The organism is Hymenobacter metallicola (genome assembly GCF_004745645.1).
GTDB lineage: Bacteria > Bacteroidota > Bacteroidia > Cytophagales > Hymenobacteraceae > Hymenobacter > Hymenobacter metallicola.
The window spans coordinates 298341-323027 of record NZ_SRMB01000003.1 but is presented as its reverse complement, the minus strand read 5'-3'; the positions used below and the strand labels follow the sequence as shown (position 1 = coordinate 323027).

The 24687-nt window shown below is 60.1% G+C and carries 18 protein-coding genes; 9 read left to right on the top strand and 9 right to left on the bottom strand.

The features are described 5' to 3' along the window. Window positions 1–2 precede the first annotated feature (2 nt). Window positions 3–2096 (bottom strand): sigma-54-dependent Fis family transcriptional regulator, encoded by a 2094-nt coding sequence (locus E5K02_RS16590; RefSeq protein WP_135396329.1) that lies wholly within the window; start codon window positions 2094–2096, stop codon window positions 3–5. A 215-nt stretch (window positions 2097–2311) separates the two neighbouring features. Between E5K02_RS16590 and E5K02_RS16585 the strand changes: the two genes are divergently transcribed. The 4 genes from E5K02_RS16585 (at window position 2312) to E5K02_RS16570 (ending at window position 7021) form a co-directional block, all read left to right on the top strand. Beyond that, complete coding sequence (locus E5K02_RS16585; RefSeq protein ID WP_135396328.1) at window positions 2312–3637, top strand: TolC family protein; 1326 nt, start codon at window positions 2312–2314, stop codon at window positions 3635–3637. Between the two features lie 104 nt (window positions 3638–3741). Further along, window positions 3742–4173 (top strand): universal stress protein, encoded by a 432-nt coding sequence (locus tag E5K02_RS16580; RefSeq protein ID WP_167856452.1) that lies wholly within the window; start codon window positions 3742–3744, stop codon window positions 4171–4173. 73 nt (window positions 4174–4246) lie between these two features. Further along, window positions 4247–5356 carry an HlyD family secretion protein gene (locus E5K02_RS16575; protein ID WP_135396326.1) on the top strand — a complete coding sequence of 370 codons (1110 nt, stop codon included), beginning with the start codon at window positions 4247–4249 and terminating at the stop codon, window positions 5354–5356. 93 nt (window positions 5357–5449) lie between these two features. Then, window positions 5450–7021 (top strand): DHA2 family efflux MFS transporter permease subunit, encoded by a 1572-nt coding sequence (locus E5K02_RS16570; protein WP_135396325.1) that lies wholly within the window; start codon window positions 5450–5452, stop codon window positions 7019–7021. A 169-nt stretch (window positions 7022–7190) separates the two neighbouring features. Here the strand turns inward: E5K02_RS16570 and E5K02_RS16565 are convergent, their stop codons facing one another. Together E5K02_RS16565 and E5K02_RS16560 are read right to left on the bottom strand one after the other, a co-directional pair. Further along, window positions 7191–7898: a DUF3575 domain-containing protein gene (locus tag E5K02_RS16565; RefSeq protein ID WP_167856451.1), complete on the bottom strand. Its 708-nt coding sequence runs from the start codon at window positions 7896–7898 to the stop codon at window positions 7191–7193. A gap of 160 nt (window positions 7899–8058) precedes the next feature. Next, on the bottom strand, window positions 8059–9096 hold the full coding sequence (locus tag E5K02_RS16560) for a hypothetical protein (RefSeq protein ID WP_206025978.1): 1038 nt from the start codon (window positions 9094–9096) through the stop codon (window positions 8059–8061). A 288-nt stretch (window positions 9097–9384) separates the two neighbouring features. Here E5K02_RS16560 and E5K02_RS16555 point away from each other — a divergent pair, with 288 nt between their 5' ends. After that, window positions 9385–10614 (top strand): alpha/beta hydrolase family protein, encoded by a 1230-nt coding sequence (locus E5K02_RS16555; protein WP_240737327.1) that lies wholly within the window; start codon window positions 9385–9387, stop codon window positions 10612–10614. 90 nt (window positions 10615–10704) lie between these two features. Here the strand turns inward: E5K02_RS16555 and E5K02_RS16550 are convergent, their stop codons facing one another. The 4 genes from E5K02_RS16550 to E5K02_RS16535 all read right to left on the bottom strand — a co-directional run bounded on the left by E5K02_RS16550 (window position 10705) and on the right by E5K02_RS16535 (window position 15124). After that, window positions 10705–11064, bottom strand: a complete 360-nt coding sequence (locus E5K02_RS16550) for a hypothetical protein (RefSeq protein WP_135396322.1) — start codon at window positions 11062–11064, stop codon at window positions 10705–10707. Between the two features lie 25 nt (window positions 11065–11089). Next, the gene (locus E5K02_RS16545) at window positions 11090–13528 is read right to left on the bottom strand and encodes a penicillin acylase family protein (protein ID WP_135396321.1); all 2439 of its coding nucleotides are present in this window, start codon (window positions 13526–13528) and stop codon (window positions 11090–11092) included. A gap of 84 nt (window positions 13529–13612) precedes the next feature. After that, complete coding sequence (locus tag E5K02_RS16540) at window positions 13613–14224, bottom strand: hypothetical protein (RefSeq protein WP_135396320.1); 612 nt, start codon at window positions 14222–14224, stop codon at window positions 13613–13615. Between the two features lie 120 nt (window positions 14225–14344). Further along, the gene (locus tag E5K02_RS16535; protein WP_167856450.1) at window positions 14345–15124 is read right to left on the bottom strand and encodes a septal ring lytic transglycosylase RlpA family protein; all 780 of its coding nucleotides are present in this window, start codon (window positions 15122–15124) and stop codon (window positions 14345–14347) included. 389 nt (window positions 15125–15513) lie between these two features. Between E5K02_RS16535 and E5K02_RS16530 the strand changes: the two genes are divergently transcribed. Beyond that, the gene (locus E5K02_RS16530; RefSeq protein WP_135396318.1) at window positions 15514–16428 is read left to right on the top strand and encodes a DUF72 domain-containing protein; all 915 of its coding nucleotides are present in this window, start codon (window positions 15514–15516) and stop codon (window positions 16426–16428) included. A gap of 148 nt (window positions 16429–16576) precedes the next feature. After that, window positions 16577–18640 (top strand): matrixin family metalloprotease, encoded by a 2064-nt coding sequence (locus tag E5K02_RS16525; RefSeq protein ID WP_167856449.1) that lies wholly within the window; start codon window positions 16577–16579, stop codon window positions 18638–18640. Between the two features lie 11 nt (window positions 18641–18651). On the opposite strand, the gene E5K02_RS16520 is transcribed toward E5K02_RS16525, so the two are convergent. Then, a complete protein-coding gene (locus E5K02_RS16520) occupies window positions 18652–19599 on the bottom strand; it encodes a 3-oxoacyl-ACP synthase III family protein (RefSeq protein ID WP_135396316.1) in 948 nt (315 codons plus the stop codon). Between the two features lie 161 nt (window positions 19600–19760). Between E5K02_RS16520 and E5K02_RS16515 the strand changes: the two genes are divergently transcribed. Continuing rightward, window positions 19761–20348: a hypothetical protein gene (locus E5K02_RS16515; RefSeq protein ID WP_206025977.1), complete on the top strand. Its 588-nt coding sequence runs from the start codon at window positions 19761–19763 to the stop codon at window positions 20346–20348. A gap of 12 nt (window positions 20349–20360) precedes the next feature. Here E5K02_RS16515 and E5K02_RS16510 read toward each other — a convergent pair whose 3' ends face one another. Continuing rightward, a complete protein-coding gene (locus tag E5K02_RS16510) occupies window positions 20361–21230 on the bottom strand; it encodes a DUF3667 domain-containing protein (RefSeq protein ID WP_167856448.1) in 870 nt (289 codons plus the stop codon). 611 nt (window positions 21231–21841) lie between these two features. On the opposite strand from E5K02_RS16510, the gene E5K02_RS16505 reads away from it, so the two are divergent. Next, complete coding sequence (locus E5K02_RS16505; protein WP_167856447.1) at window positions 21842–24619, top strand: PA14 domain-containing protein; 2778 nt, start codon at window positions 21842–21844, stop codon at window positions 24617–24619. Window positions 24620–24687: the final 68 nt, after the last annotated feature.

Genomic DNA, 24687 nt, shown 5'->3' with positions numbered 1-24687 from the left:
GATTATTCAGCTACCTGATGCTCCCGCCGGATACCGAGCTTTTTCATCCGGGCCTCCAGCGTCTTGGCATTGATATCCAGAATAGCAGCGGCTCCGTTTGGCCCGCTGACCCGGCCGCCCGTGCGCTTCAAAGCCGCCAGAATATGGTCCCGTTCCTGCTCTTTGAGGGTTTTGAGCGGCTGGTTCTGCTCCAGAAACGACAAGGGCGGACTGGCCTGGGCCGCGGCGGCCGAGAAGCCCGCAAACTCCAGAAACGGCCCCTGACTGACAATGACAGCCTGCTCCAGCACGTGTTCCAGCTCCCGCACGTTGCCGGGCCAGCCGTACTGCTGCATGGCCCGCAAATCCCGCTCCCGCAGGCCGCGCACGGGCTTGCCCATCTGTTTGGTAAACCGCTCCAAGAAGTGGCGCATCAGGGGCTCGATATCCTCGGGCCGCTCCCGTAGGGCTGGCAGCCGGATGGGAAACACGTTGAGGCGGTAATACAGGTCGGCCCGGAAGCGGCCGGCCGCTACTTCCTCTTCCAGCACCCGGTTGGTGGCCGCAATAACGCGCACGTCGGTCTGAATCACGCGGCGGCCCCCGATTCGCTCAAATTCCTTTTCCTGGAGCACGCGCAATAATTTGGCCTGCAAGTCCAGGGGCAGCTCCCCGACTTCATCCAGGAAAATAGTGCCCCCATCGGCCAGCTCAAACTTGCCGATGCGCCGGTCGTGGGCCCCGGTGAAAGCACCTTTCTCGTGACCAAACAGCTCGGATTCGATGAGCTGGGCGGGCAAGGCGGCGCAGTTGAGCTTAATCAAAGCCCGTTCTTTGCGCGGGGAAAGGTTGTGCAGGGCCCGGGCCACCAGCTCCTTGCCAGTGCCGGTTTCGCCCGTGATTAATACAGTCGTATCGGTGGGAGCCACTTGGCTGATGCGGGTCTGGACCTGCTGCATAATGGCGCTCTGGCCCACGAAGTCCTCGAACTTGGCCGTCGTGTTGATTTCGTCGATGAGGTAGGTTTTCTCCCGCTCCAGCTGGGCCCGCAAGGCTTCAATCTGCTCGAAGGCGTACAGGTTTTGCATAGCCAGCGTGATTTGCGGAGCCAGGCTCATCACCAAAGCTAGGTCGTCGGTGGTGAAGGCATCGGGCCGCCGAGCCGCCAGTACCAGGACGGCGGCGTGCTCGGCCTTGTTCCAGAGCGGCACCCCCAGCATCGAGCGGGTACCGTTCTTTTCCATGGCGTACTGCAGCATGCGGTAGCGCCGGGCCGCCAGCTCAAACTCGGGACCGGTAAGCATAACCGGCTCCATAAAGGCCCCGATAATTTCGGCCTGCATCTGTTCCCGCCCGGGTACGCCTTCCCAGCGGCTGTCTTCCAGGAGCAGAAAGCTGCCGTCGGGCTGCTTCGAGAATTCGACGAACCCCTGGGTGCCCGTGGCCGGGCGCCGAATCCGGACACCGAAGTAGTCGATGGATACAATCCGGTCAATTTCCTCGGCCACCGTCAGGAATAGGGCTGCCCGGTCTTTGCGGCTGAGCAGGGCGTTATTCACCGTTAGCTGCAAGGATTTTTCCCGTTCGCGCCGAGCTACTTCCTCAAAGGCCAGCGCGTTGCTAACGGCCACGGCTATCAGGCTACCAATTTTTTCCAGCAGCGTCAGGTCGTCCGGGGTAAACTCGGGCCGGCGGCGGGCGGCCATGGAAAGCAGGCCAATCAGCTGCCCGCCAGTGCGCAGGGGCACAAACGTGGTAAAGTAAATACCCCGCTGCTGCATCAGGACGAAGGGCATGAACTCCGGATAGTTGGGGGTCAGCTCCCGAATATCCACCTGCTGCACCCGCGGGTCGCGCACAAACAGCTCGGTGGGCGAGCCGGCTACCGGCGTAGCTTCCGTCATCTGCGCCTCATTGTAGGGCGCATCGCCGAGGTAGTCGCGCATAAAAAGGCGCTTGTACTGGTGAGCGGCATCAAAGGTGACAACGGCAATCATATCGAAAGGAAAGATTAGCCGGAGTTTTTCCGTGACGATCTGAAACAGCTTTTCCTTGCTCCGGGTAGTGGCAATGGCCTCGTTCAGATAGAGCAGCAAAGATTCATCCTGATTAGACATACCCGTGATATTTTCCTGAAATAGCAGGATTTTATTTTAGGATTTCCTGATATATGAGGATAACAGCGAGCCGCAGGGATGGTTTCGTGGCGGCCGCAGTAAAAAAATAAAACCTGATTCTGAGCTGTAAAGGCCAGTTTTAAAGAAAATTAATTCGGTTTTAATCGGTTGGCACAAGGTTAGGTAACAGCCGCTCACCAACAAGCTGTATTCCGATGCTTTCCCGACCAACATTTGCCGCTCCGCTTTTAGCCCTTGGGCTAGCCTCGGTGGCTGGCACGGCCTCCGCACAAGGGCCGATTATTTCTGATTCTCTTGCCTTAGACGGTACCATCCGGGCAGTACTGGATGCTAACCCCGCCATTACGACTCTCGAAGAGGAAGTCAACGCGGCTACCAGCCGCGTTACGCAAAGCCGGGGCGGCTTCCTGCCCCAGGTAACGGGTACGGCCACCTACACCCGGATTGACCCGGTGGTGAAGCTGCAAATTGCTCCCGACGCGCCGGCCTTCCAGTTTCAGCCCAACAACAACTACGACGCCCACATCACCCTGCAATACGGGCTCTTGGACTTCGGTAAAAAGGAAGCCACCTATAACCTGGCCGAAAGCCGCCGCCTCACGGCCGTTGACAACATCAACGTGACCCGCCGTGACCTGGCGTACTCGGCGGCCCAGGTGTACTATAACATCCTGTTTGTGCGGGAGAGTATTAAGGTGCAGGACGCCCAGATTGCCTCCCTGCGCCAGCACCAGCGCGAGATGGAAAAGCGGGTGGAAGGTGGCGTAAGCACGAAGTTCGACGTGACGACTACTCAGGTGCGTATCACCCAGGCCCAGAACACCCGCATTGATCTGGAAAACCAGCTGCAAAACCAGCAGGTGCAGCTGGCCCGTTTGCTGCACAAGCCCGAGTATGTGAACGTGCCCGTGCGTGGCGCCTTTGCCTACACCCCCCAGACGGTTGACGTGAATGCGGCCCTGAACCAGGCCGTGGAAAACCGCCCGGAAGTGAAGCTGGCCCGCGACGCCGAGCAAACCGCCAACCTGAATCTGAAGCTTATTGAGCGCAGCAACATGCCCGTGCTGGGTATCGGGGGCCAGGTAGGAGCCAAGAACGGTTATCAGCCCGAGCTTAACCGCATCCGGCCGAACACGGTAGGGGTGGTGCAGCTGAACGTGCCCATCTACGACGGCAACAAGAACAAAAACCAGCGCGTCGAGGCTCTGGCCAACATTCGCGGCGCCCAGTCGCGCATTCTCGATACCCAGGAGCAGATCCGGGCCGACGTGCGGCAGGCTGCCAATAATATGCAGGCCAGCACCGCCCGCTACGAAAATGCCCAGTTGCAGATTGCCCAAGCCACCGATGCCCTGACCCGGGCCAAAGCGCGCTACCGTTACGACGTAGGCACCAACCTCGACGTACTCGACGCGGAAACCTCCCTGGCTCAGGCCCGTTTGGCCCGCCTGCAGGCTATTTACAATTACACGCTGGGCCAGTACCAGCTCAAGCGCGCTACCGGCGAGCAAATTTGGTAGGGGGCAGCTGGGCAGCTGGTGAAATGGGGAGTGGACGTTCTACCTCGCCCTTGGCACCACCAGCACCAAACTCGCCCTCTCCCCATTTCTCAAGTTCACCCCCTATGACTCTTTCGCTCATTTTTTGCCCAATCGACTTCTCGGTGGCTACTGCGTCGTTGGTGGCCTATGCGGCAACGCTGGCGGCAGGAGCCAAGGCGGAACTGCGGCTGCTGCACGTGCTGACCCCGCAGCCAGCCCTGGCCACCGATACGGAGGATATGGCCTTGGCCTCGCAGCTGGCGCACCACCGGGCTGCCGCGGAGCAAGCCGGTGCCCACGTGACTACCAGCATCTTACGGGGCGAGGCGGCCACTGAAATCGTGGCCGCCGCCCGCCGCCACGCCGCCGATTTAATCGTAATAGGAGCACACGGCCAGACCGGGCTAACCCGCTTTTTGATGGGCAGCACCGCCGAGGCCGTGGTGCGCACGGCCCCGTGCGCCACGCTGCTCGTCAACTCGCAGGCCTCCGCCGAATACCGGAAGTCTGCTTAAGGGAAGTCCGCCCTGCCGCGGCTTTCCACCTTCAAACTCAACCCAACGAATAACTTCTTACTGACCCATTTCCATGGCAACTCCCGTTCAACCCGATCAGGTCGCTGCACCGCACGCTACTTCGGCTCCCGCCTACGAGCCGGAAGTTGAAGAGCAGGAAGGCCGCTCGAAGCGCCCTATCCTATTTATTATCCTGGCCCTGGTGTTGCTCGTGGGTGGCTACTTCGGCTATCAGCGCTATCAATTTGGCCAGACTCACGAAGAAACCGACGACGCCCAGGTAGAAGGCGACATTTACCCCGTGCTGCCCCGCGTGGGTGGCCCCGTGCTGGAAGTGAAGGTGCAGGATAACCAGGCTGTAAAGAAAGGGGATGTGCTGGCTACCCTCGACCCGGCCGACTATCAGCAGCGCGTGAATGCTGCCGAAGCTGCCCTGGCGGCGGCTCAGGCCAACGTGGTAGCTGCCCGCGCCGGCGTGGGTACGGCCACGGCCAATGTAAGCACCGCCCAGGCCACCATTGGCGTGAGTGATGCCAACCGCGCCCGTCTCGAGAAAGATTTGAAGCGCAGTGCCTTCCTGCGCAAGGAAGACATCATCCCGCAGAGCGAGTACGATGCGGTGCAGGCCAACCTGAAGTCGACCAGCGCCCAGCGCGCCACGGCCCAGCAGCAGGTGCAGGTAGCCCGCCAGCAGGTAGCCGCCGCCCAGCAGCAGGTAGCCGTAGCCCAGGCCGTCGTGAAGCAGCGCCAGGCCGACCTCGACAACGCCAAGCTACAGCTGAGCTATACCACTCTCGTAGCTCCCGCCAATGGGGTGGTGAGCAAGAAAAACGTGCAGCCCGGCCAGGTCGTACAGCCCGGCCAACAGCTGATGGGCCTGGTGGCTTCCGAGCAAACCTGGATTATTGCCAACTTCAAGGAAACCCAGCTGGAAAACATGAAAGTGGGCCAGCCAGTAGCCGTAGAAGTGGACGCCTACCCCCACGAGGAGTTTCAGGGCCATATCGAATCGTTGTCGGCTGCTACCGGGGCCCGCTTTGCCCTGCTGCCCCCCGACAATGCCTCGGGTAACTTCGTGAAAGTAACCCAGCGCGTGCCGGTTAAAATCGTGCTCGACAAGGTGGACCCGGAACACCCGCTACGCGCCGGTATGAGCGTGACGGCTACCGTGAAAACCAAATAATGCTAAAGCCGGGAGCTTGGTTGGCGGCATGGGCCCCGCAAGGCTGCATGTTGCCACCAGGCTTTCGGTACGTTATACCTAAGCACCACAACATTGGAAACCGGATTTACCAAGTGGATCATCGTTATTACGGTGGTACTCTGCTGCTTGCTGGAGCTGATTGATACCAGTATCGTGAACGTGGCCCTGACCCAGATGATGGGCAACCTCTCGGCCACGCAGCAGGAAGTAACCTGGGTAATTGCCTCCTACGGCATTGCCAACGTTATTGTGATTCCCATGACGGGCTTCCTGGCCGAGCAGTTTGGCCGCCGCAACTACTACTTCGTGTCGGTCGTGCTCTTCACCCTGGCCTCCATTGCCTGCGGGCAGAGCACCAACATCTGGGAACTGGTGGCGTTCCGCTTCGTGCAGGGCATTGGCGGCGGCGCTTTGATGGCCACCTCACAGGCCATTCTGATTGATACCTTCCCGCCCAAGCAGTTGCCGCTGGGTCAGGCCCTCTTTGGCATGGGCGTTATTATCGGGCCTACCATCGGGCCGACGCTGGGGGGCTACATCGTGGATAACTACGACTGGCCCTGGATTTTCTACGTGAACGTGCCCGTGGGTATCATGGCCTCCATCTTCACGATTCTGTTTATCCGGGACCCCGAGCGGATCAAGAATGCGGTGCCCCGGCCCCTGCGCGAAATTGACTGGGCCGGTATTTTCCTGCTGATTCTGGGCGTGGGTTCGTTGCAGCTGGTTCTGGAGCAGGGCGAGTCGGAGGACTGGTTTGAAAGCGCCTATATCAACAGCTTCACCGTGCTGGCCGTCATTGGCATGGTCGGTTTCGTGTGGCGCGAGCTGACGGCCAAGCAGCCCATTGTCGACCTGCGGGTACTGGGCAGGAGCCGCAACCTGGCCGTGGGCGCGGTGCTGTCGTTCGTACTGGGCTTCGGCATGTTTGCTTCGGTGTTCATCTTCCCGATTTTCACCCAGCGCATTCTGGGCTTCAGCGCCGCCCAAACGGGCTACATTCTGCTGCCCGGTGCCTTGGCTTCGGGAATGATGATGCCGCTTATCGGGCGCATGCTGCAAGCTGGCGTACCCCAGAAGTACATGATTCCGGTAGGCTTCGGCATCTTCTTCGTCTTCACCTTCTGGATGTCCCAAATTATTTCGCCCACTGCCGGCGAGGACGACTTTTTCTGGCCCCTGATGGTGCGCGGCCTGGGGATGGGCCTGATCTTTTTGCCCATTACCACCATGAGCCTGGCGGGTCTGAAGGGCAAAGACGCGGGCCAGGCCGCCGGCCTCACCGGTATGATTCGCCAACTCGGCGGTTCGTTCGGCGTGGCTATCGTAGGTACCTACCTGGAGCGCAGCATGGCCCAGAACCGTATCAGCCCGCTGGCCCACATTTCGCTCTACGACACCAACACCGTGCAGCGTATTCAGGCCTTTACCCAGAACTTTATGGCGCGGGGCTTCTCCTTCGAGCAGGCCCGTCAGCAAGCTTACGCAGCCCTCGAAGGCATTCTGATGAAGCAAGTATCCATTATCACTTACTCCCAGGTGTTTTCGATGATTGGCCTTTTCTTCGTGGTCTGCCTGCCGCTGGTGCTGCTCATCAAGCGCGCCAAGCGCGGGGAAGCCATTGATATGAACGCCGCGCACTAAACGATTCTTCTAAGCGTAGACTTCGTCATTAAGCCAGAAAGCCCTTTTCCGTAAGCAACGGGAAAGGGCTTTCTGGTACAAGAGGGTATCGTGTTTCGCAGAGGACGGATGGCTTCGCCGGCGCGAAATGTTCCGAGCTTCACCTGATGAAGCGGATTGGATGAGGGGTTTAAAAGGCCCAGCCGATATTCAGACCGGAGGAAATCTTCAGGGCGCTGCCTTCTTCCATATCGTGCAGATAGCCGCCGTTTTCGTCGAAAATCTTGGTTTGGATGTCGCGGTAGCCCAGGCCGGTGAAAACGTCGAGCACGAAGTGCCGGCCCAGCACATTCTGGTAGCCAAACAGCAGATTGTAGTTGCTATTCGTGGTTTTGAGGGTGCGGGCCACGTCAAAATCCTTGAGCGTGACGCGGTACTCGGCCTGCGCATGGGAGTAGTGCGGCGACAGGTACCAGCCCTCGGGGGCGTAGTACTTCTTGCTCAGGTAGTGGCGGTACTGAAACTGGTAGCGGTGGCCCTTGGTGCGAATCTTGGTTTCGGTCCAGACGACGGTGGGGTGGCCTGCCGCCGTGAAGGCCGTGCTGATGGCCGAGCTCAGGGCTACGCTGCCCAGAAAGCTGAACGGATAGTTGGTGCCCAAATACGAGTAGCTGGCTCCCAGGCTGCTGTGCGGCCCAATGACCCGCTCGTAGCCCAGGCGCGACTCGACCGAAAACGGTAACTGCCCGTGAATCCAGCCGAAGGGCGCAATCTTGAGCAGGTTTTTGGGAGGCACCGGGCCCGCCGGCCCTGGGCTTGGCTGGGCTTGCAGCGCCAGGGAACTGAGCATCCCGGCCAGCAGCGGCAGGAAGGTCCGAACTAAACGGCAGAAAGGCATCGGGTGAGAATTCAGAGTAGACAAGTACCAGCAAAGCTAGGTAATCGGCCTTTGCGCCGAATCACATATTCAGGTAGTGTCGGCCCGAAATTTTCCGAAGAAAAGAGCATAAAAAAAGGCGCTGAGGATGTCAGCGCCTTTGGTAGAATATGGCCTTTGCTTACTGATACTGAATGTAGAGCGGCTTGGGCGTGAGTTGGGTCAGGACTTCCGTGGGCGTCATCAGGTGGTGAGGCTTGGGCTTGGGGTCGTACTCGTAGAAGAGCTTGAACCCGGTGTACTGTACCGGCTCGGTCTGGATGTAGTCGTGGTAGGAGTCCTTTTTCAGCGTTGGCTCGCCGTGGCCGTCCATGTGCATCACGACCTGCACGCGCGGGTCGAGCTTGATGTTTTTGTAGTTGGTCACCATCTTCCGCGTGAAGCGGTGCACGGTCAGCACCTTGGGCGGCAAGTTATTTTCGCTCACGATGCGGGCCAGGAAGTTGATGGTAAAGTTGATATCCTTCGCGTCGAGGGTGCCAATGCGCTGGTTGGGACGAATGCCGGGCATGGTAGCCAGCGAAAACTCGGGGTCGATGCCGAGGTGAATATCGGGCTGCTTCAGATACTCCGTGAGCTTGGGCAGTTCGGCTTCCAGGGTGCTGTGGCCGGGCTGCACGTCCAGAAACAGGATGCACTTATGCTCCCGGGCCCAGGAAATAACTTCCTCAATCGTGGCTTTGGAGTTCATCAGGCGCCATTTGCCGTCCTTGCCGGGCGTGCCTTGGGCCGTGATGGTCACGTTGTGCAGGGCGGGCTGCACCGGAATGCTGGGGTCGGCGGCCTGCCACTCAGCCAGTACTTTCTCAAACTTGCGGAACATCTGCTCCTTGGGCTCCCGGCCCAGAATGCCCATGCCTTTTGACCGGATGTTGCCGTAGAAGGCCACAATCCGCTTGCCCGGCAGAATAGCGCCCGGCAGCTGCCCGCTCTTGCGCACAATGGAGTCGGCTTTGAGCGAGTCGCGCAGCATGGCCTGCTTTTTCAGGGCCGCACTGTCGACAACTACCGGCTTGGCCGGCACCTCCGCCGTGGCTTTCGTATCAGCCGTCTCGCCTTCCGAGCGAGTACCGCAACTGGTAAACGTGAGGGAGAAAATCAGGCCCAGGGCTGGCAGCAGTGGGCGGGAAAAGCGGGAGAAGTGGGTAAGAGAAGACACTGAAAGAGGTAACGTTGAAGGCAAGACTGGTCAGCAAGTTACGCCTTTTTGCAGGGAACCGAGGCGGAAAAGTCAGGATGGCCGCTACGGCTTGCGGGGTAGCGGCGAAGCAAAACCGGGCTCATGGGTGATTTTGCCGCTAAAGCTCAGGTTTTCGACAAGCTAAAAAACCGCCGCTGGCGTACCCGATGAAAGCCGCGTCTCTCTAGTTGGATTTTTGCTTGAAAGAAGGAAATCTTTTATCCGCGCCGTTGTTAAAGGAAAGCAAATCAACTTATTCCTTCGCGCGTGATTCGTAAGAAATTCAACTTTAGCCTAGTTCGTCTCACCTTTCTGCTGTGGGCCGGAATCAGCACTGCCTCGGGTATCAGCTGCACCAAGGACACTGCCGCGCCCCAAACAACGACCGAGGCGCCCACGGGCACCGGCGGAGCCGCCGTTCGGCTGGTCAGCAGCACGCTCATCGGGGAGTACTCGACCAGCCAGCTGGCCGGCCGCGTGTCGGAAATTCCGATTGCCGGCGCCCTGGTTCGCTACCCGATTCGGGTGTATAAGCTGACCTATACTACCCACAACAATACCGGCCAGAACATTACGGCCTCCGGCGCCCTGCTGGTGCCCGTGACCAACCAGCCCCTGCCGCTGCTGAGCTACCAGCACGGCACCATCCGGCCCGACGATGAAGACCGGGCCCCGTCGTACTACAGCCAGAGCAGCGAGGTATATTCGGCCGTATCGGTGCTGGCTTCCACGGGCTACATCGTGTCGGCCCCCGACTACGTCGGCTACGGGGCTTCCAAGGCTCTGCCGCACCCCTACGAGCACGCCGCTTCCCTGGCTTCGGCTTCGTTGGATATGCTGCGGGCCGCCCGTGAGTTTGCGGCCAAGGAAAAGCTGGCCCTCAATCAGAAAAACTTCTTGCTGGGTTATTCGGAAGGTGGCTACGCTACCATGGCCCTGCATAAGATGATAGAGGAAAAAGCGGCCAGCGAGTTTACCGTTACGGCCAGTGCCCCCGGTGCCGGGGCCTACCACAAGTCCGCCTTCGCCGACTACATCCTGCAGTCGGACCAGCCCCTGAACTTTCTGAGCACATATGTGTGGGTACTCGATACCTACAACCGCATGTACGGCCTCAACCGGCCCATCAGCTACTACGTGAACGAGCCCTGGGCTACCCAGCTGCAAACCAACCTCTACGGTGAAGTGCCTGCCCAGGCCAAGACGTTGTTTACGCCTACATTCCGGCAGGGAATTCTGGATAAAACCGACCAGCAGATGCTCAACGCCTTCCGCGACAACGACATCTACGACTGGCAGCCTAAAGCCCCGGTGGCGCTTTTCCACGGTACCGCCGATGACTACGTGCCCTTCTTCAATTCCCAGAATGCCTACAATGCCATGAAGGCCCGGGGGGCGGCCAATGTGCAGCTGCGCCCGATTCAGGGCGGTAACCACTTCTCGTCGGCGGCCAGCTATACGCTGCAGGCCTATGCTTTCATCTCCCAATACTACTAAACCGGTAATCGACTACTTACAAAAAGGGCCGTTTCCGTAGTGGAAAGGGCCCTTTTGGGCTTAGCAGGGGGCCACGGAGGGCCTGGGCTTCTATTTGGCTGCCCTAGTGCCGGGGGCCACTGCCTGCCGCAGCCACGTGCCGGCCAAGGCACCCAGGCCGCCTACCAAGCCGCTGAGCACGGCCGTCAGCACAACCAAGGCCCAGCCGTGGCCACCCAGCGGGAGCAGCTGGGCGACGCGGTGGGCCAGCAACCCGTCGTTGTTGCTGGTGTGCCAGGCCGCTAGGGCAAACCAGCCGATGCCCACGCCGTTGAAGCCCGCCAGAAATGCGCGGCCGCCATGGCGCTCCAGCAGAAATGCGGCACCGAAGCTGATGGGCATGATAATCCACCACGGCAGAAAAAGCTGGGCTACGGCACTCAGAATAAGTATGACCAGGAGAAGGCGCATTGGGAAAAGCTGAATAGCGAAAAGGTTAGTTGTGCCGCATAGTCCAGGTGGCCTGCACCCGCGGGTGGTTTTCGGCGGCACTGCGCAGAAATACCAATTCGGTGAGCTGCCCGGCGCTCCAGGTGTCAATCAGGTTTTCATAGTAAGCCGAGCCCGGGTTGCCCGACTGTCCGCCGGGGTATACGCCGTAGGCCCGCACCTGCGGGCCCAGGGCCACTACCATGCGCCAGGAAGGCCCGTTGCGCTCCGATGTGGCATTGACGATGCCGGCCCCGCCGCCCACGTTCAAATCCAGGCGGCCAAAGCCGGGGAGCTGGGCCAGGTGCAGAATGTCGGTGCTTTTCTGATTGGCCCAGCGCCACTCGGGACCCAGGGGGCCAAACTTGCGGGTGAGCGAATCGGCGGCAAACTGCAACGACTGCTGGGCCAGGATTTCCAGGGTTTCCTTGGCCGGGGTGCGGCGGTCGTCGATCCAGCGGGAAGTGGGTTCCTGCAGAATCAGCGTATTGGTTCGGTCGCGGCCGGGGTTACGCATTTCCAGGCCAGTGGCTTTCAGGCCAAAATCGTCGTCCCAGAGTCGCTTCACCATATTCCCGTACCATAGCTCGAAGATGCTGGGCCCAATGGCGGCGGCTTCGTAGAAGTAGTTCCAGCGGCTTAGCTCGTCGTAGGCCCGGCGCGCGCTTTCCGGCAGCTGGGCACCTTTCACCAGGCTCAGCAGGCGGGGCAGCATGAGCTGGGCGTTGAGGTTGAGGTTGTCGTTCTGGAGCAGGCGCAGGCTGTCGGGCGTCACGCGCGTCATCTGCGCCAGTCGCTCATTGATGCGGTGGCCCCGCTCGTAGCTGGCGTAGTTCCAGTGCAGGTAGTAGGGGTAGTCGGGGCCGGCGGAAAACTGGTTGGCCGAGCTGACGAAGCCCCGGGCCGGGTTTTTCACGTGGGGGTTGTGGGCCTGCGGAATCCAGCCCTGCCAGTCGTAGGCCGGGTCGGTGCCGTCGAGGATAAACTTACCCTGGTTGCGCCATTTCAGCGGGAAACGGCCGTTGGGCCAGATAGCAATGTCGTTTTGCTGACTGGCGAAGATGAAGTTCTGGGCCGGCGAGCCGTAGGAAGCTAATGCCGCGGTGTAGTCCTGGTAGTTGTGGGCGCGGTTCAGGTTGTAAAAGGCCAGCACTTCGTTGTCCGCGTCGTGGGCCGTCCAGCGCATGGCGTGCCGCACGGGCGTCTGCGCCAGAAAGGGCGTTTCCTCCTTGTCGTATACGATGGGGCCGTGGTGGGTGTAGAGCACCGTGTCGTAGCGGTCGGGCTGGCCGCGCACTACGATGTGCTCCACTACCCGGCGCACTGGTTTCCAGCGGCCGTCGTGCCAGTACTCGCGCTGGGCGGCGTCCTTAAACTTGAGCTGGTAGAAGTCGAGCACATCGGCCGCCACGTTGGTTACGCCCCAGGCCACCTGGTCGTTGAAGCCGATAATAACCGTGGGGGCACCCGGAATCGTGACCCCGTACACATTCACGCCCGGGGCCGAAAGCTGGACCTGGTACCAAATGCTGGGCAAGTTGAGCTGCAAATGCGGGTCGTTGGCCAGAATCGGGTAGCCCGAAGCCGACTTTTTGCCATCTACGGCGAAGTTGTTGGAACCCAGCTCGGGGTCGGGCTCGTGCTGGGGTACTTTGTCCGACATGGCCGCCGTAAAGGAAGGCGGGGTGGCCGGAGCGGGTAGGGGCGTAAAGTCCAGTGCCGTGCCCACGGGCACAATGGGGTCTTCGCGCTGGGGATAGTCGGGAAATAGGTCTTTCACCACGGCCGGGCCGTACTTGCCCAGGGCATTCGACAGGCGTAAGTCATCGGAGCGGCCACTCAGGTCGAAGGCCATGTACTTGAGCAGCAACGACGACTTTAGGGGCTCCCAGGGCTCGGGCGCGTAGTCCAGGAGCTTGTATTCAAACGGATAGTCCCGGGGGCTCAGGCTTTTAATGTAGGCGTTGATGCCATCCGAGTAGGAGGTCAGCACGGTGCGGGTCGTGGGGTTGGCCAGCATGGCCTGTAGCGACTTTTCGGCCCCGAACTTCAGGCCCATGCGACGAAAAAAACGGTCGGTTTCCAGGCGGGCCGGCCCCACAATTTCCGACAGGCGTCCGGCGGCCACGTGGGTTACGAAATCCATCTGCCAGAGTCGGTCGCGGGCCGTGAGGTAGCCCTGGGCAAAGTAGAGGTCGTGGTCGTTTTGGGCGAAGATGTGGGGCACACGCTTGTCGTCGAAGCGTACCTGCACGGGCTGCTGCAAGCCGGGAATCGTCAGGGTTTGCGCCGCCGGGAAAGCATTGGTAGCCTCGCCATTGCGCCAAAATCCCTGAAATGGACTCAGAAACTTGCCAAACGGCGGGATGTCGCCGTGCTTGGTGTTCAATACCCAGGTAAGAGCCAGGGAAATAGCAGTTGCCAGGATGGCTTTTAACCACTTCATGGAGCGGGAGGAGAAGGGTTAGAAAAAGGAAGTCCGCCGCGTGAGGCAAGCCGCGCGGCGAATTCTTTCGGGCAGAAGATACGGCTACTGACCAGCGGCTGCGTCGCCTTTGGGCAGGAAAATCTGGAAGCCCACCGACAGGCCCCAGCTGTGGGCCACACTGTTGGCCAACTGCCCCCGCCCGGTACGCTCGAAATACGGCTGCACTTCCAGGGCCACGGCGGGCACAATAAAGTAGTCGTAGCCGACGCTGGCCCGGCCGCTGCCAAACGAGCCTTTGGCCTTCCGGTCAAAGCCAAATTCGTCGTCGGAGATATACTTAGTAGTGTAGCCCGTAATCCCGTAGGCGGCTTGCCCAAAAAACTTATGCTTGGGCGCGTTTAAAAAGTAATAGCGGGCAAACGGCGCAATGCCGTACTCAAAGCTGCGGACCTTGGCGCCAAAGCCGCTGTACTCGGTTTTCTGGGATTCGTAGGCTAACAGGAGCTGGGCGCCCACGGCCAGCCGGTCGACAACGAAGAGGCCTGCGTTGGGCGCCAGGGCCCCCGAGAAATACTTCGTTACGCCATCCTGCGACTTGGCAAATGAAAGCTGCGAAAGAGTAGAGCCGAGCATCACGCTGCCTTGCTCGGTTTGGGCAAACACTCCGGAGGACGTAGCTGTCAGTAAGCCAGCCAGCAACACTACTTTTTTCATAGGGAAATACCGCCATAAGATGAATAATCCGACGGCGAAGAACATTAAAAAAGGCCACATATAGTGGCCTTTTTTAATGTTTAAGAGCAGAGCTGCTGCGTTTCGTGGCAACGAGTCATGCTATAAGTTCTCGGCTTGCCGAACCAGGCCGCTAATGCCAAGCTGCTTGAGGCGCTGGCGTAGGGCCTCGGCTTCGGCTTTATCGACGAAGCGGCCGACGATAACCCGGTTGAAGGGCTTGCCATTCTGGCTGCTCTCGGCAATAGTCACGGTCAGCTTTTCATCCAGGGCCTGAATCTTGGCCTGCACGTTCTGGGCATTGCGCGGGTCGCCGAAGGTGCCGGCCTGCACGACGAAGCTGGGGATAGGGGCCGGTACGACAACCACGTCGGCTGCTTCGGTTTCCCCGGCTATAATATCCGTCAGTGTGGTAGCTTCGAGGGCGACTACGGAGTCGGACGCCAGGGCGGCCAGGTTTTCCGGCGCATCGGCCGGGCCCAGGGGCGTGGTGCTGGGCACTACTTCGGCTACGACGGCTACGGCGCCGCGGCGCACAATGTCGAGCGGGCGGGCCGCTACTTCTGATAAATCCAGAATCCGCTCGTGGCGGAAAGGGCCCCGGTCGCTGACGCGCACTACGACGGAGCGGCCATTGCTGGGGTTGGTGACGCGTAATTTGGTGCCGAAGGGCAAGGTTTTATGAGCGCAGGTATACTTAAAGCGGTCAAACCGTTCGCCGTTGCTGGTCCGGTGCCCCTGATGCTCGCGTCCGTACCAAGAAGCCCGGCCGCGCAATACGACGGAACGGGAAGCCGCGGTAGAGCCGGGCTTTTCTTCTTCAAAACGCGTAGCCCGGGCTGCTTGAGGGAGGGCCGTAAACAATGCAAAAAGCAAGGCCATCAGCAAGCCGGAAACATGCAGTCGTGTCGGTGTCAACTTCATTCGTTTACTGGTTGGTGAGCAGAACAAATCTAGAAGACGTTTCCAAACTGCCTAACCGATTCCAATGGCATTAGCCAAACCCTAAGCTAGTAAATTGACCTATTTCAACAAAATTTGCATTTAATTAATTGTATCAGCCGGGTAAAAATAGCTGATTGTGTTTCCCTAAGGCTGATTTTGCATTCTATATAGACGTTTGGCGAATGGCATTAGAAATAAGACTATCTGCCGTTAAAAAAATTTTGGCATTCCTCGGAAGGGTATCTTCTCAGCCAGGTTGCAAAAGTCCCGGAATTTTGCTAAGCGTTTAAATCGCCCGAGCAGCTGGTTTTGCCGTACTTTGCGCCATGGATTTTGGCCGCCTTTCTGATCTGCGCTACGTTGATTTTCGCCTGCCCCCCGACCATGCCGAAACGGCTGCCGTGTTGGCGCGGGCCCAGCAAGCGGCGGCAGCGGCGCCGGCTGTCTATGTAGGGTGCCCTATCTGGACCAACAAAGCCTGGCTGGGATCCTACTTTCCGGCGGGTATCAAGGATACGGACTACCTGCACCACTACGCCCGGCAGTTCAATAGCATTGAGCTCAACACAACGCATTACCGCATTCCGGATGCGCCCACCGTGCGCAAATGGCGCGACGCCGTGCCCGGCACCTTCCGTTTTTGCCCCAAGCTGCCCCAAAGCATCAGCCACGACCGGGAACTATACAATGCCGACGAGCTGACCACCACCTTCTGCCGTTCCATCAGCGGGCTGGATGAGCGGCTGGGCATGGCGTTTTTGCAGCTGCCACCCACCTTCGGCCCCGAGCACCTGCCCCGGCTGGAGCGCTACCTGCTCGACTTCCCCGACTACGTGCCCCTGGCCGTCGAGCTGCGCCACCCGGCCTGGTTTGCCGACGTGCGCCAGCGCGACGCCGTGTTTGCCTTGTTCGAAGCCCTGGGCAAAACCCTGGTGCTAACCGACGTAGCCGGCCGCCGCGACGTGCTGCACATGCGCCTGACCACGCCCACGGCCTTTATCCGCTTCAATGGGCATGGCCTGGTAAGCAGCGACTATGCCCGGGCTACGGCCTGGGCCGAGCGAATTGCGGCCTGGCTACAGGCGGGGCTGCAAACGGCCTACCTGTTCATTCACCAGAAGGATATTATGCATTCCCCGGTCTGGACGCAGTTTTTTCTGGAGAAGCTGCAAACGCTGACGGGGCTGGAGGTGCCACCCCCACGCATTATTCCGCAGCCGGTGCAAGGCAGCTTGTTTTAGGCCGCCGCACCAGAAAGTAAAATTCCCGCTCAGGTCTTCAAGCCGCCCGTGCCGATTTAACGTACTTTGAGCAGACATCCTTTCTGCCGTTTTTCGCGCGACTATGAAGCCTTGGGGTACTCTTTGCCGGTTCGGTGCTGGCCTTTTATTGCTGTCTGCTTTTGTGCCGGAGCCGGTGGTAGCCCAACAGGCCGAGCCGGCGGGCCACTGCCTATTGCTGCCGGTAACGGCCGCTGAGCGGGCCCGCCAAGCCCGGTTGGTGGTAGAAGGCGAGGTGCTGGACGCCCGCGGCTTCTGGGATGCGGCCCACCGCCGCATCTACACCGCGCACCGGGTGCGGGTGTATAGCGTGTGGAAAGGTCAGGTGCCGACGGAGCTGACGGTAATTACCGAAGGAGGCCGGGTAGAGCTCGACGAACAGGTTTTGACCAATACGCTACGGCTGCACCCCGGTGACCAGGGCGTATTTTTTCTGCAACCCGCAGCCTTTGCCGGCACCGCCGCAACGGCGGGATTCGCGCCCTATGCCAGTGAGCAGGGGTTTATTCGCTACAACCTCACGGATGCCTCCGCTGCCGAGCCGTTTCGGTCGTATCCGCTTATCGGGCCGGCTTTCTACTCGGAGCTGAGCGCCGAGCTGGGGCAGGCGCGCCGCGAATTGCAGCCCAATCCGGCGCTGGCGCAAGCCCAGCTGCGCCGCAGCCAACCCGGAGCCGAGGCCAAAGGACAAGCGCCTATTATCAGTGCGCTAAGCCCCGCCACGGTGCCCGCCGGTGTCGAGGCCGTGCTGACCATCAACGGCTCGGGCTTTGGTACCGACCGGGGCACCGGAGCAGTGCAGTTTCCCAATGCCGACGATGGCGGGGCCACCTTCGTGCAGCCCCAGCCGTCGGACTACGTGAGCTGGACCGACACGCAGATTCGGGTGCGGGTGCCTTCCTATACCACTACCGGCAATCCGGCGGGGTCGGGGCCGGTGCGCGTACTCACGGCTGCCGGCCTGCAAACGACCAGCCTAGTGGCCTTGCAGGTTCCGTACGCGGCTTCCAACGTGCAGGCCCAGAATTCCCAGGTCATCGTCCGCCCCAACCACATCAACCAGAACGGGGAAGGGGGCTATACTTTCCGTTTCGAGCCGGGCTTTGCCGCTAATGCCGCCGCTGCCGCCGCCTTTCAGCGGGCCCTGCTTACGGGCTGGCGCTGCCAGACGGGCGTGAACTGGACGGTAGGCGCGGTGCGCACTTCCTCCGGCACGGGTACCGATGGGGAAAATTCCATCGGCTTCGACAATGGGTCGGAGCTGCCCGCGAATGTGTTGGGCCGCACGACGAGCTATTACCAAGGCTGTGTGGATGCCAAGGGCCGTATCGGGTTTCGGGTGAGCGAAATCGACATGCAGTTTGATGATGCGGTTAATTGGCAGTTTGGGCCGGGGTTTCCCAGCACCCTGCAGTTCGACTTCGAATCGGTGGTGCTCCATGAGCTGGGGCATGCCCAGCAGCTGGCCCACGTGAATACGGCTACGGCCGTTATGTACTTCGGGGTTGGCCGGGGCCGTTCCAATCGGGCTCTTAGTACCAATGACCGAACCGGTGGCCGGGTTGTGCTGCGCACCCGCAGCTTTGCGACGCCCGGCTGCGGGCCCAGCCCCATGCTGCCTGCCCCGCTTACCCGGCTTGCCGCCAGCTCTGCGGGTACTGCCGGAGCCGAAGTAAGCTGGAGCACCCGGGACGAGTGTTTCCTCAGTCGTTTCCTCGTGGAGCGTACCACCGATACCACCGCCACCTGGCAAGCCGTGGCCACAGTAGCCGCCGGGGCGGCGGGCAATTCCTACCGCGTAGTTGACCCCGCCCCGCTACCGGGTCTAAGCTATTACCGCTTACGCTTGGTCCGGCCCGACGGGTCAGCGGACAACGCGGCCCCGCTCCTGGTACAATCAGGCGCCGACAACAACCAAGTGGTGCAGATTTTTCCTAATCCCGTGGATGGCAACACGCTACGGTTTCTGTTTGCCGGCGTCAACGACGGGAATCTTTCCGTCTATATCTACGACGCGGTAGGCCGCATGTGCAAGCTGCAAGGCCTTGATACCCGCACGGGTTTCAGCACGCAAAGCCTGAATGTGGGTGGGCTGCGGCCTGGCTGGTACGTGCTGCGCTGGCGCGACCAAGCCGGCCGGACGGGGAGTTCGTCGTTCGTAAAGATAAACTAAGCCGCCTTGGCTTAGCGCTCCAGCAGCATAGCGCCGTAGGAGTAGCCGCCGCCGAATACCGTAATAACGACCCGCTCGCCCGTCTGAATCTGGTCGAGCTGCTCGGCCAGGGCAATAGCGGCGCCGGCACAGCCAGTATTGCCCAGCCGGTCGATGTTGGATACGGCCCGCTCCTCGGGCATCTCCAGGCTTTGGAGCACGTTGCGGGTTATGCGCAAATTAGCCTGGTGCGGAATCAGCCAGCTGACATCGGCCACGCTCAGGTGGTTGCGTTCCAGAACCTTGCGCGTCACGCTGGCCATGTACTGGCAGGCATGAATAAAGACGTCCTTGCCGTGGGGCATCACAATGCCTTTTTCCACGGGCTTAAGCGTCACGGCGACGTCGGCTTTGCCAATGCCCCCGGCCCCGGCCGTAATCAGGTCAAGCATGCGCAGGTCGGTGGGGGCCAGGCGCTCTTTGCTGATGAGCAGAGCCGAGGCCCCGTCGCCCCAGAGGTGGCCGGCTACCGTGTCGTTCTCGTTGTTGTAGGCCGTGTTGTGCTCCGATACCACAACCAATGCCCGGGTGGCTTTGCCCATGGCGAAGTAGCCTTCCACAATTTCAATGGCATTCAGCAGCGAAGAGCAGGCCGACGAAATGCTGACCACCGGAATATCGGTAACGCCAATGGCGCGCTGCACGGCGTGGGCTACGGTATAAATCGTGTCGTGGGGCGTGTAGGTAGCCCCCACAATCAGGTCGACTGCCGCCGTGGGAAAGAGAGGCGCCTGGGCCAGCACCCGTTCGGTGGCTTCCACGGCCATGGTATTGGTATTTTCCCCGGGAGCGGCTTTGCGCCGCTCCCGGATACCCGTACGTTCAATTATCCACTCGTGCGACAGGCCGTTAAGCCGGGTGAAGTGTTCGTTGGTAATAACTTGGGCGGGCAGATAAGCCGCCACCTGATGAATGTACACGGGTGGGAACGTAGGCGGAAGACACTGAAGAACGAGGCAGCAAGGTACGGCAATGGCGGCCAAAAGTGGGCTATTTCCTCGGCCCGCCCGTACTTTGCATGGCATCTGCGCGTTCAAACGCGGATTGCTAAGCTAAGTTCGAAGTACCTCTGATAAATATTATGGCTTTTTCGTTTGCCTCCGTCCGCTTGGTAAGCTGGACTATACTGATTACCGTGCTCACCCTGCTACCCTCCGCGGCCCAGGCCCAGAAGTACCGGACGGCCGCCGGCCTCCGGCTGGGAGCCGGCAACTACGGAGTTTCGGTTCAACAGAAAGTGCTGGACAAAGTAACGCTGGAAGGAATTGGCCTGGTGCGCAACCGTGAGGTGAGTGCTACGGTGCTGGCCGAGCGGCATTTTGGTATTCTCGGTCCCAGCCTCAACTACTACCTGGGCGCGGGTGGCCACCTGGGCAACCACAAGGACGACGGCGCTTTTGGCGGCTTCGACGGCATCATTGGGGCTGAGTACAAAATTGCCTTTGTGCCGGTGGTTATTTCCTTCGATTTCAAGCCCAGCGTGGAAATTAACTCGGCCGACTGGGCCCGCTTTCCCACGGCCTTTTCGATCCGCTACGTGCTGGTGAAAGAAAAGAAAACCGGCCTGCTCGACAGCATTCTGGGCGGCGGCGACGACAAAGACAACAAGAAAGACAAGCCCAAGAAGAAGGAGAAGACTCCCGAGCGGCGCGGGCTTCTCGATTGGTAAGCTGCCAACGGCTTACAGCAGCAGCACGCTTACCAATACTGACACAATGATGCCGGTAGTAAGAACCAGCCCGTAGCTGACCATCACGAGCAGCACTTTGGCCAGGGTTTTGGCACTCGACTGGCCAAAATTGTTGCGCAGGGCCAGGAAGAAATACACGGCCGGCAGAATCATGAGCAGCAGCTCAAACCAGTCGCCGTCACTGAATCGGCTCAGCACCAGGTTCACGATGAACAGCACGAATACAAAGCAGTGAAAGTGAATGGAGAAAATCAGGTGGGAGAGGTAGTACTGCCGCTGCCGCAGGTATAAGCCCTTGAGCAGCAGTGCAAACAGCGGCATCAGCACAAACATCAGGATTGGCAGGTTCTTCAGCCACTTGCGCGTCATTTCCTCGGGCGACATATTCAGCGTCCGGACCGTCTGCCGCAGGGCCGTCTTGCGCCACAGGGTGGGTTCGAGCCCCCGGCTCCGAATGGCTGAGTCGATGCGGGCCGGGGTCGGGTCCTGGCTGAGCTTAACCAGCTCTTCTTGTGAGAAATCCATGCCCAGGCTGGCGGTCATAGGGCTGTCGCCGTTGTCAAACACAATCATATTGGGCTGCTTTGCCGCATTCTGGCGCAGCGAGTCGGCCGCGGCCCGCAGTTTGGCATCCCGTATCAGTTCCTTGGAGGGGCGGGTAGAAGAATGGGGCACGCTGATGGACAGCAGGAAGAAAAAAACGAAGCTGATAAAGACATAGAGTCGGATGGGCGGCACGTAGGGCATGCGGTGCCCCTGCAAGAACTGCTTGGTTAGCTCACCCGGGCGCAGTAGCAGCAGCTTGGCCGTCCGAAACACCTTGCTGTCGAAGTGAAAGATGCCCTCCAAAAACTCTTCCATGACGTGCCCCATGGACAGACTCACCTCCTGATTCTGTTGCCCGCACTTGGGGCAAAAATCATCGGGCTGGCTTTCCGGAAAGGTATAGGAACAGTTTGCGCAAGCAGAAAGCTTACTGTGAGAATGCGCCATAAATCTTAGAATACTGCTGTGAACATAACCGGAACGCCAGAGCAAATAAACATAGCTCTGCGTCAATGTACTATAGGAATCTGCGGAAGCTTCTACGAGTCGGGCCCCGGGCTGTGCCCGAAGTAGGATAGGAACAAGGACGAGAAAGCGCTGAAGCGGGTAAGTAAATAATAGCAAAATCATATATATGCCCCGCCTGCTCAGCTGGCTTATGGCAGACAGAAGTAGACCAAGCGGGAAAATAATTTGCCCAAGCACGCTATTAGACAAGGAAATAGCGAATGGGTGTGCATTATTTAATGCAAATAAAAATTAAAAATTTGCAAATATTAGGAAAAGATATAGCTTTGATAGAGCAACCCATTTGTTGGACTATATAAAGCTTAAGTATGAAATTGTTGTTTACTCTCGTTTCTGATTCTCGCTTAGCTACTTGTGGCATCGTCTTGCTGCTGAGCTGGTTGGCAAGCTCAGCCGTAGTGGCGCAGTCCAGTAGCTGTACCGGCACCGACCCCGCTGGGCAACCCGCCGCTACCGGGCTTCATGCCGAGTACTACCCGGGGTATTTCGACCCGGACCAGTCCTTCTTCACCAACAATGCGGCTCCGGCCCTGCTACGGCGCACCGAGCCCCAGGTCAACTTTGCTACGACTACTAGCTTCGGCGACCTGAGTGGCATTGCTACCGGGCCCGTCGATGATCCGGATAACTTCAGTGTGCGGCTGCGGGGCAGCATTAATGTGCCGACCACGGGCGAGTACACGTTCTACCTGACGTCCGACGACGCTGCCTACCTCTGGCTCGACAACGCCGCCATAGCCCTGCCCGCCGCCACGATTGAGAGTACCATCAACAACGGCGGCTACCATGCCCCGCAGGAGGCTACCCAGACGCTCACCCTGACAGCCGGCCTGCACAGCCTGCTGATTCATTACGCTGAGGCTACCGGCGACAATATCCTGGTGCTGGAGTATGCCGGGCCCGGTATTGCCCGCCAGGTGGTACCGGCCAGCCTGTTTTGCACGGCGCAGCAGGCGCCCCGCCCGCCCCAGAGCATCACCTACAGTCCTGCTACTATCAACGCCTTTGTCGGCAGTGCCACGCAGTCGGCGGCTCCCATCGTGAACGACGGCGGCTCAGCGGCTACCTACTACACCTTTGCCAACGCGGTGCCCCTGGGGCTGTCTATTCACCCCAACACGGGCGTAATTACGGTTGGTATCAACGTGCCGCTGGGTACGTATGAGGTGAATGTTGCCGTTTCGAATGCCAACGGAACCAGCACGTTTCGCAAGGTGGCCTCGGTACAGGTGGTGCAGGGGCCACCGCCCAGCTGCGGGGGCAACGACCCGGGCGGCAACAGTGCCAGCTCGGGCCTGTATGCCCAATACTACGCCGGCTACTTCAACGACGCGCTGCCGTTTTTTACCGGAACAGCCGGCCTCACCCGCATCGACCCTTTTCTTAACTACACTAATTCCGACAGCTTTGGTGACCTGACCGGCGTGGCTGGCGGCACGGCCGCTGACCCGGATGAGTTCAGCGCCCAGTACCGGGGCAGCCTGCGCATCACGACGGCCGGCAACTACACCTTCTACCTCACTTCCGACGATGCCTCCTACCTCTGGCTCGACAATGCCGCTCTGGATTCGCCCCTGAACCGGGCGGCGGCTACCATCGACAACGGCGGCCCCCATGCCGTGCAGACCCGGCAGGCGACGGTGTATCTGGCCGCGGGCCTCCACAACGTGCGGCTTCTCTACGGAGAGCTAACCGGGGGCAATACGCTGGTGTGGGAATACCAGGGGCCGGGCATCACCCGGCAGGTAGTGCCTACCGGACTGCTGTGCTCGGGTATTCAGCCCGAGCAGGCCGTAGCTTCCAGCCTCGTGTATTCGCCCCAGATGGTAGCTCGGGTAGCTGGCACGGCCGGCAGTTCGTCCCTGCCCAGCGTGGCCTCGCCCACAGCCGTGGCTCAGTACGTAATTGCCAACACGACGCCCTTGCCCGCGGGCATTACCATCGACCCGAACCAGGGGCAGCTTTTCGTGGATGGCACGGTGCCGCTGGGCTCGTATGCCGTGGATGTGGCCGTTACCAATGCCAACGCCACCACCACGTTCCTGAATGTCTTCACCTTTACGGTAGCGCCGCCGCCGCCGGCCGGCTGCAACCTGAGCGCGCCCAATGGTAGCCCGGCCACGGCGGGGCTGTACGGGGAGTACTTTACGGGCTATTTCAACGATGACCCGGCATTTTTCGATAACAGCCCGGCCTTTATCACCCGGTTGGAATCGAGCCTGAACTACAACTCCGAGGATGGCTGGGGCAACATTCTGCCGCCGGCCGATAACACCGCCATTGACCCCGACCATTACAGCGCCCGGTACCGGGGTAGCTTGGCCATCACGACGGCCGGTGACTACACCTTCTACCTGACTTCCGACGATGCTTCCTACCTCTGGCTCGATAACGCCGCCCGGGTGTCGCCGCCCCGCCTCAACCAAGCCACTATCAACAACGGTGGGCAGCACGCGGCTATTACGGTGTCCAAAACCGTGACCCTGGCCGAGGGTTTGCACGATTTGCTGATTCATTTTGGGGAAGACACGGGCAACAACCGGTTGGTATTCGAGTACGAAGGCCCCGGTATCAGCCGGCAGCCGGTACCCGGTAGCAGCACCTGTAGCGCCCGGACCGGCACCCCGCTGCCCGTAAAGCTGGTGCGGTTTGAAGCCAAAGCGGCCGGCTCGTATGTGAACGTGGAATGGGCCACGGCCCAGGAGCGCAACAGCGCCTACTATGTGGTAGAACGCTCGACCAACGGGGTGGTGTTTGAGCCGGTAGAACGCCGCAAAGCCGTGGGCAACAGTGACAAAGCCCAGAGCTACCGCCTCACCGACCGGGCGCCGCTGCCGGGCCTGAGCTACTACCGCTTGCACCAAGTAGACACCGACGGTAAAGAAGGCTTCTCGCGAGTAGCCGTGGTGCAGGTAGCGCAGCCCAATGCCTTGGCCGCCACCGTATTCCCCAACCCCAACCACGGCTCCTTCTCGGTGCGGGTGCAGCAAACCACGGCCTCGGCTGCCGGACTGGAGCTACTAAACATGCAGGGCCAGGTAGTGTACCGGCAGCAGTTGCCGGCCGCGGCCATTGCCGAATACGACTTGCAGGTGCCGGGCCTGGCCGCGGGCCTGTACCAGCTGCGGCTTACCTCCACAACGGGCGTAGTTACCCAGAAAGTGGTGATTGAGTAAAGTGACGTGTTTCTACAAAAAGGCCGGCTCCTACTTCCAGGGGCCGGCCTTTTGTATAACAACCAGGG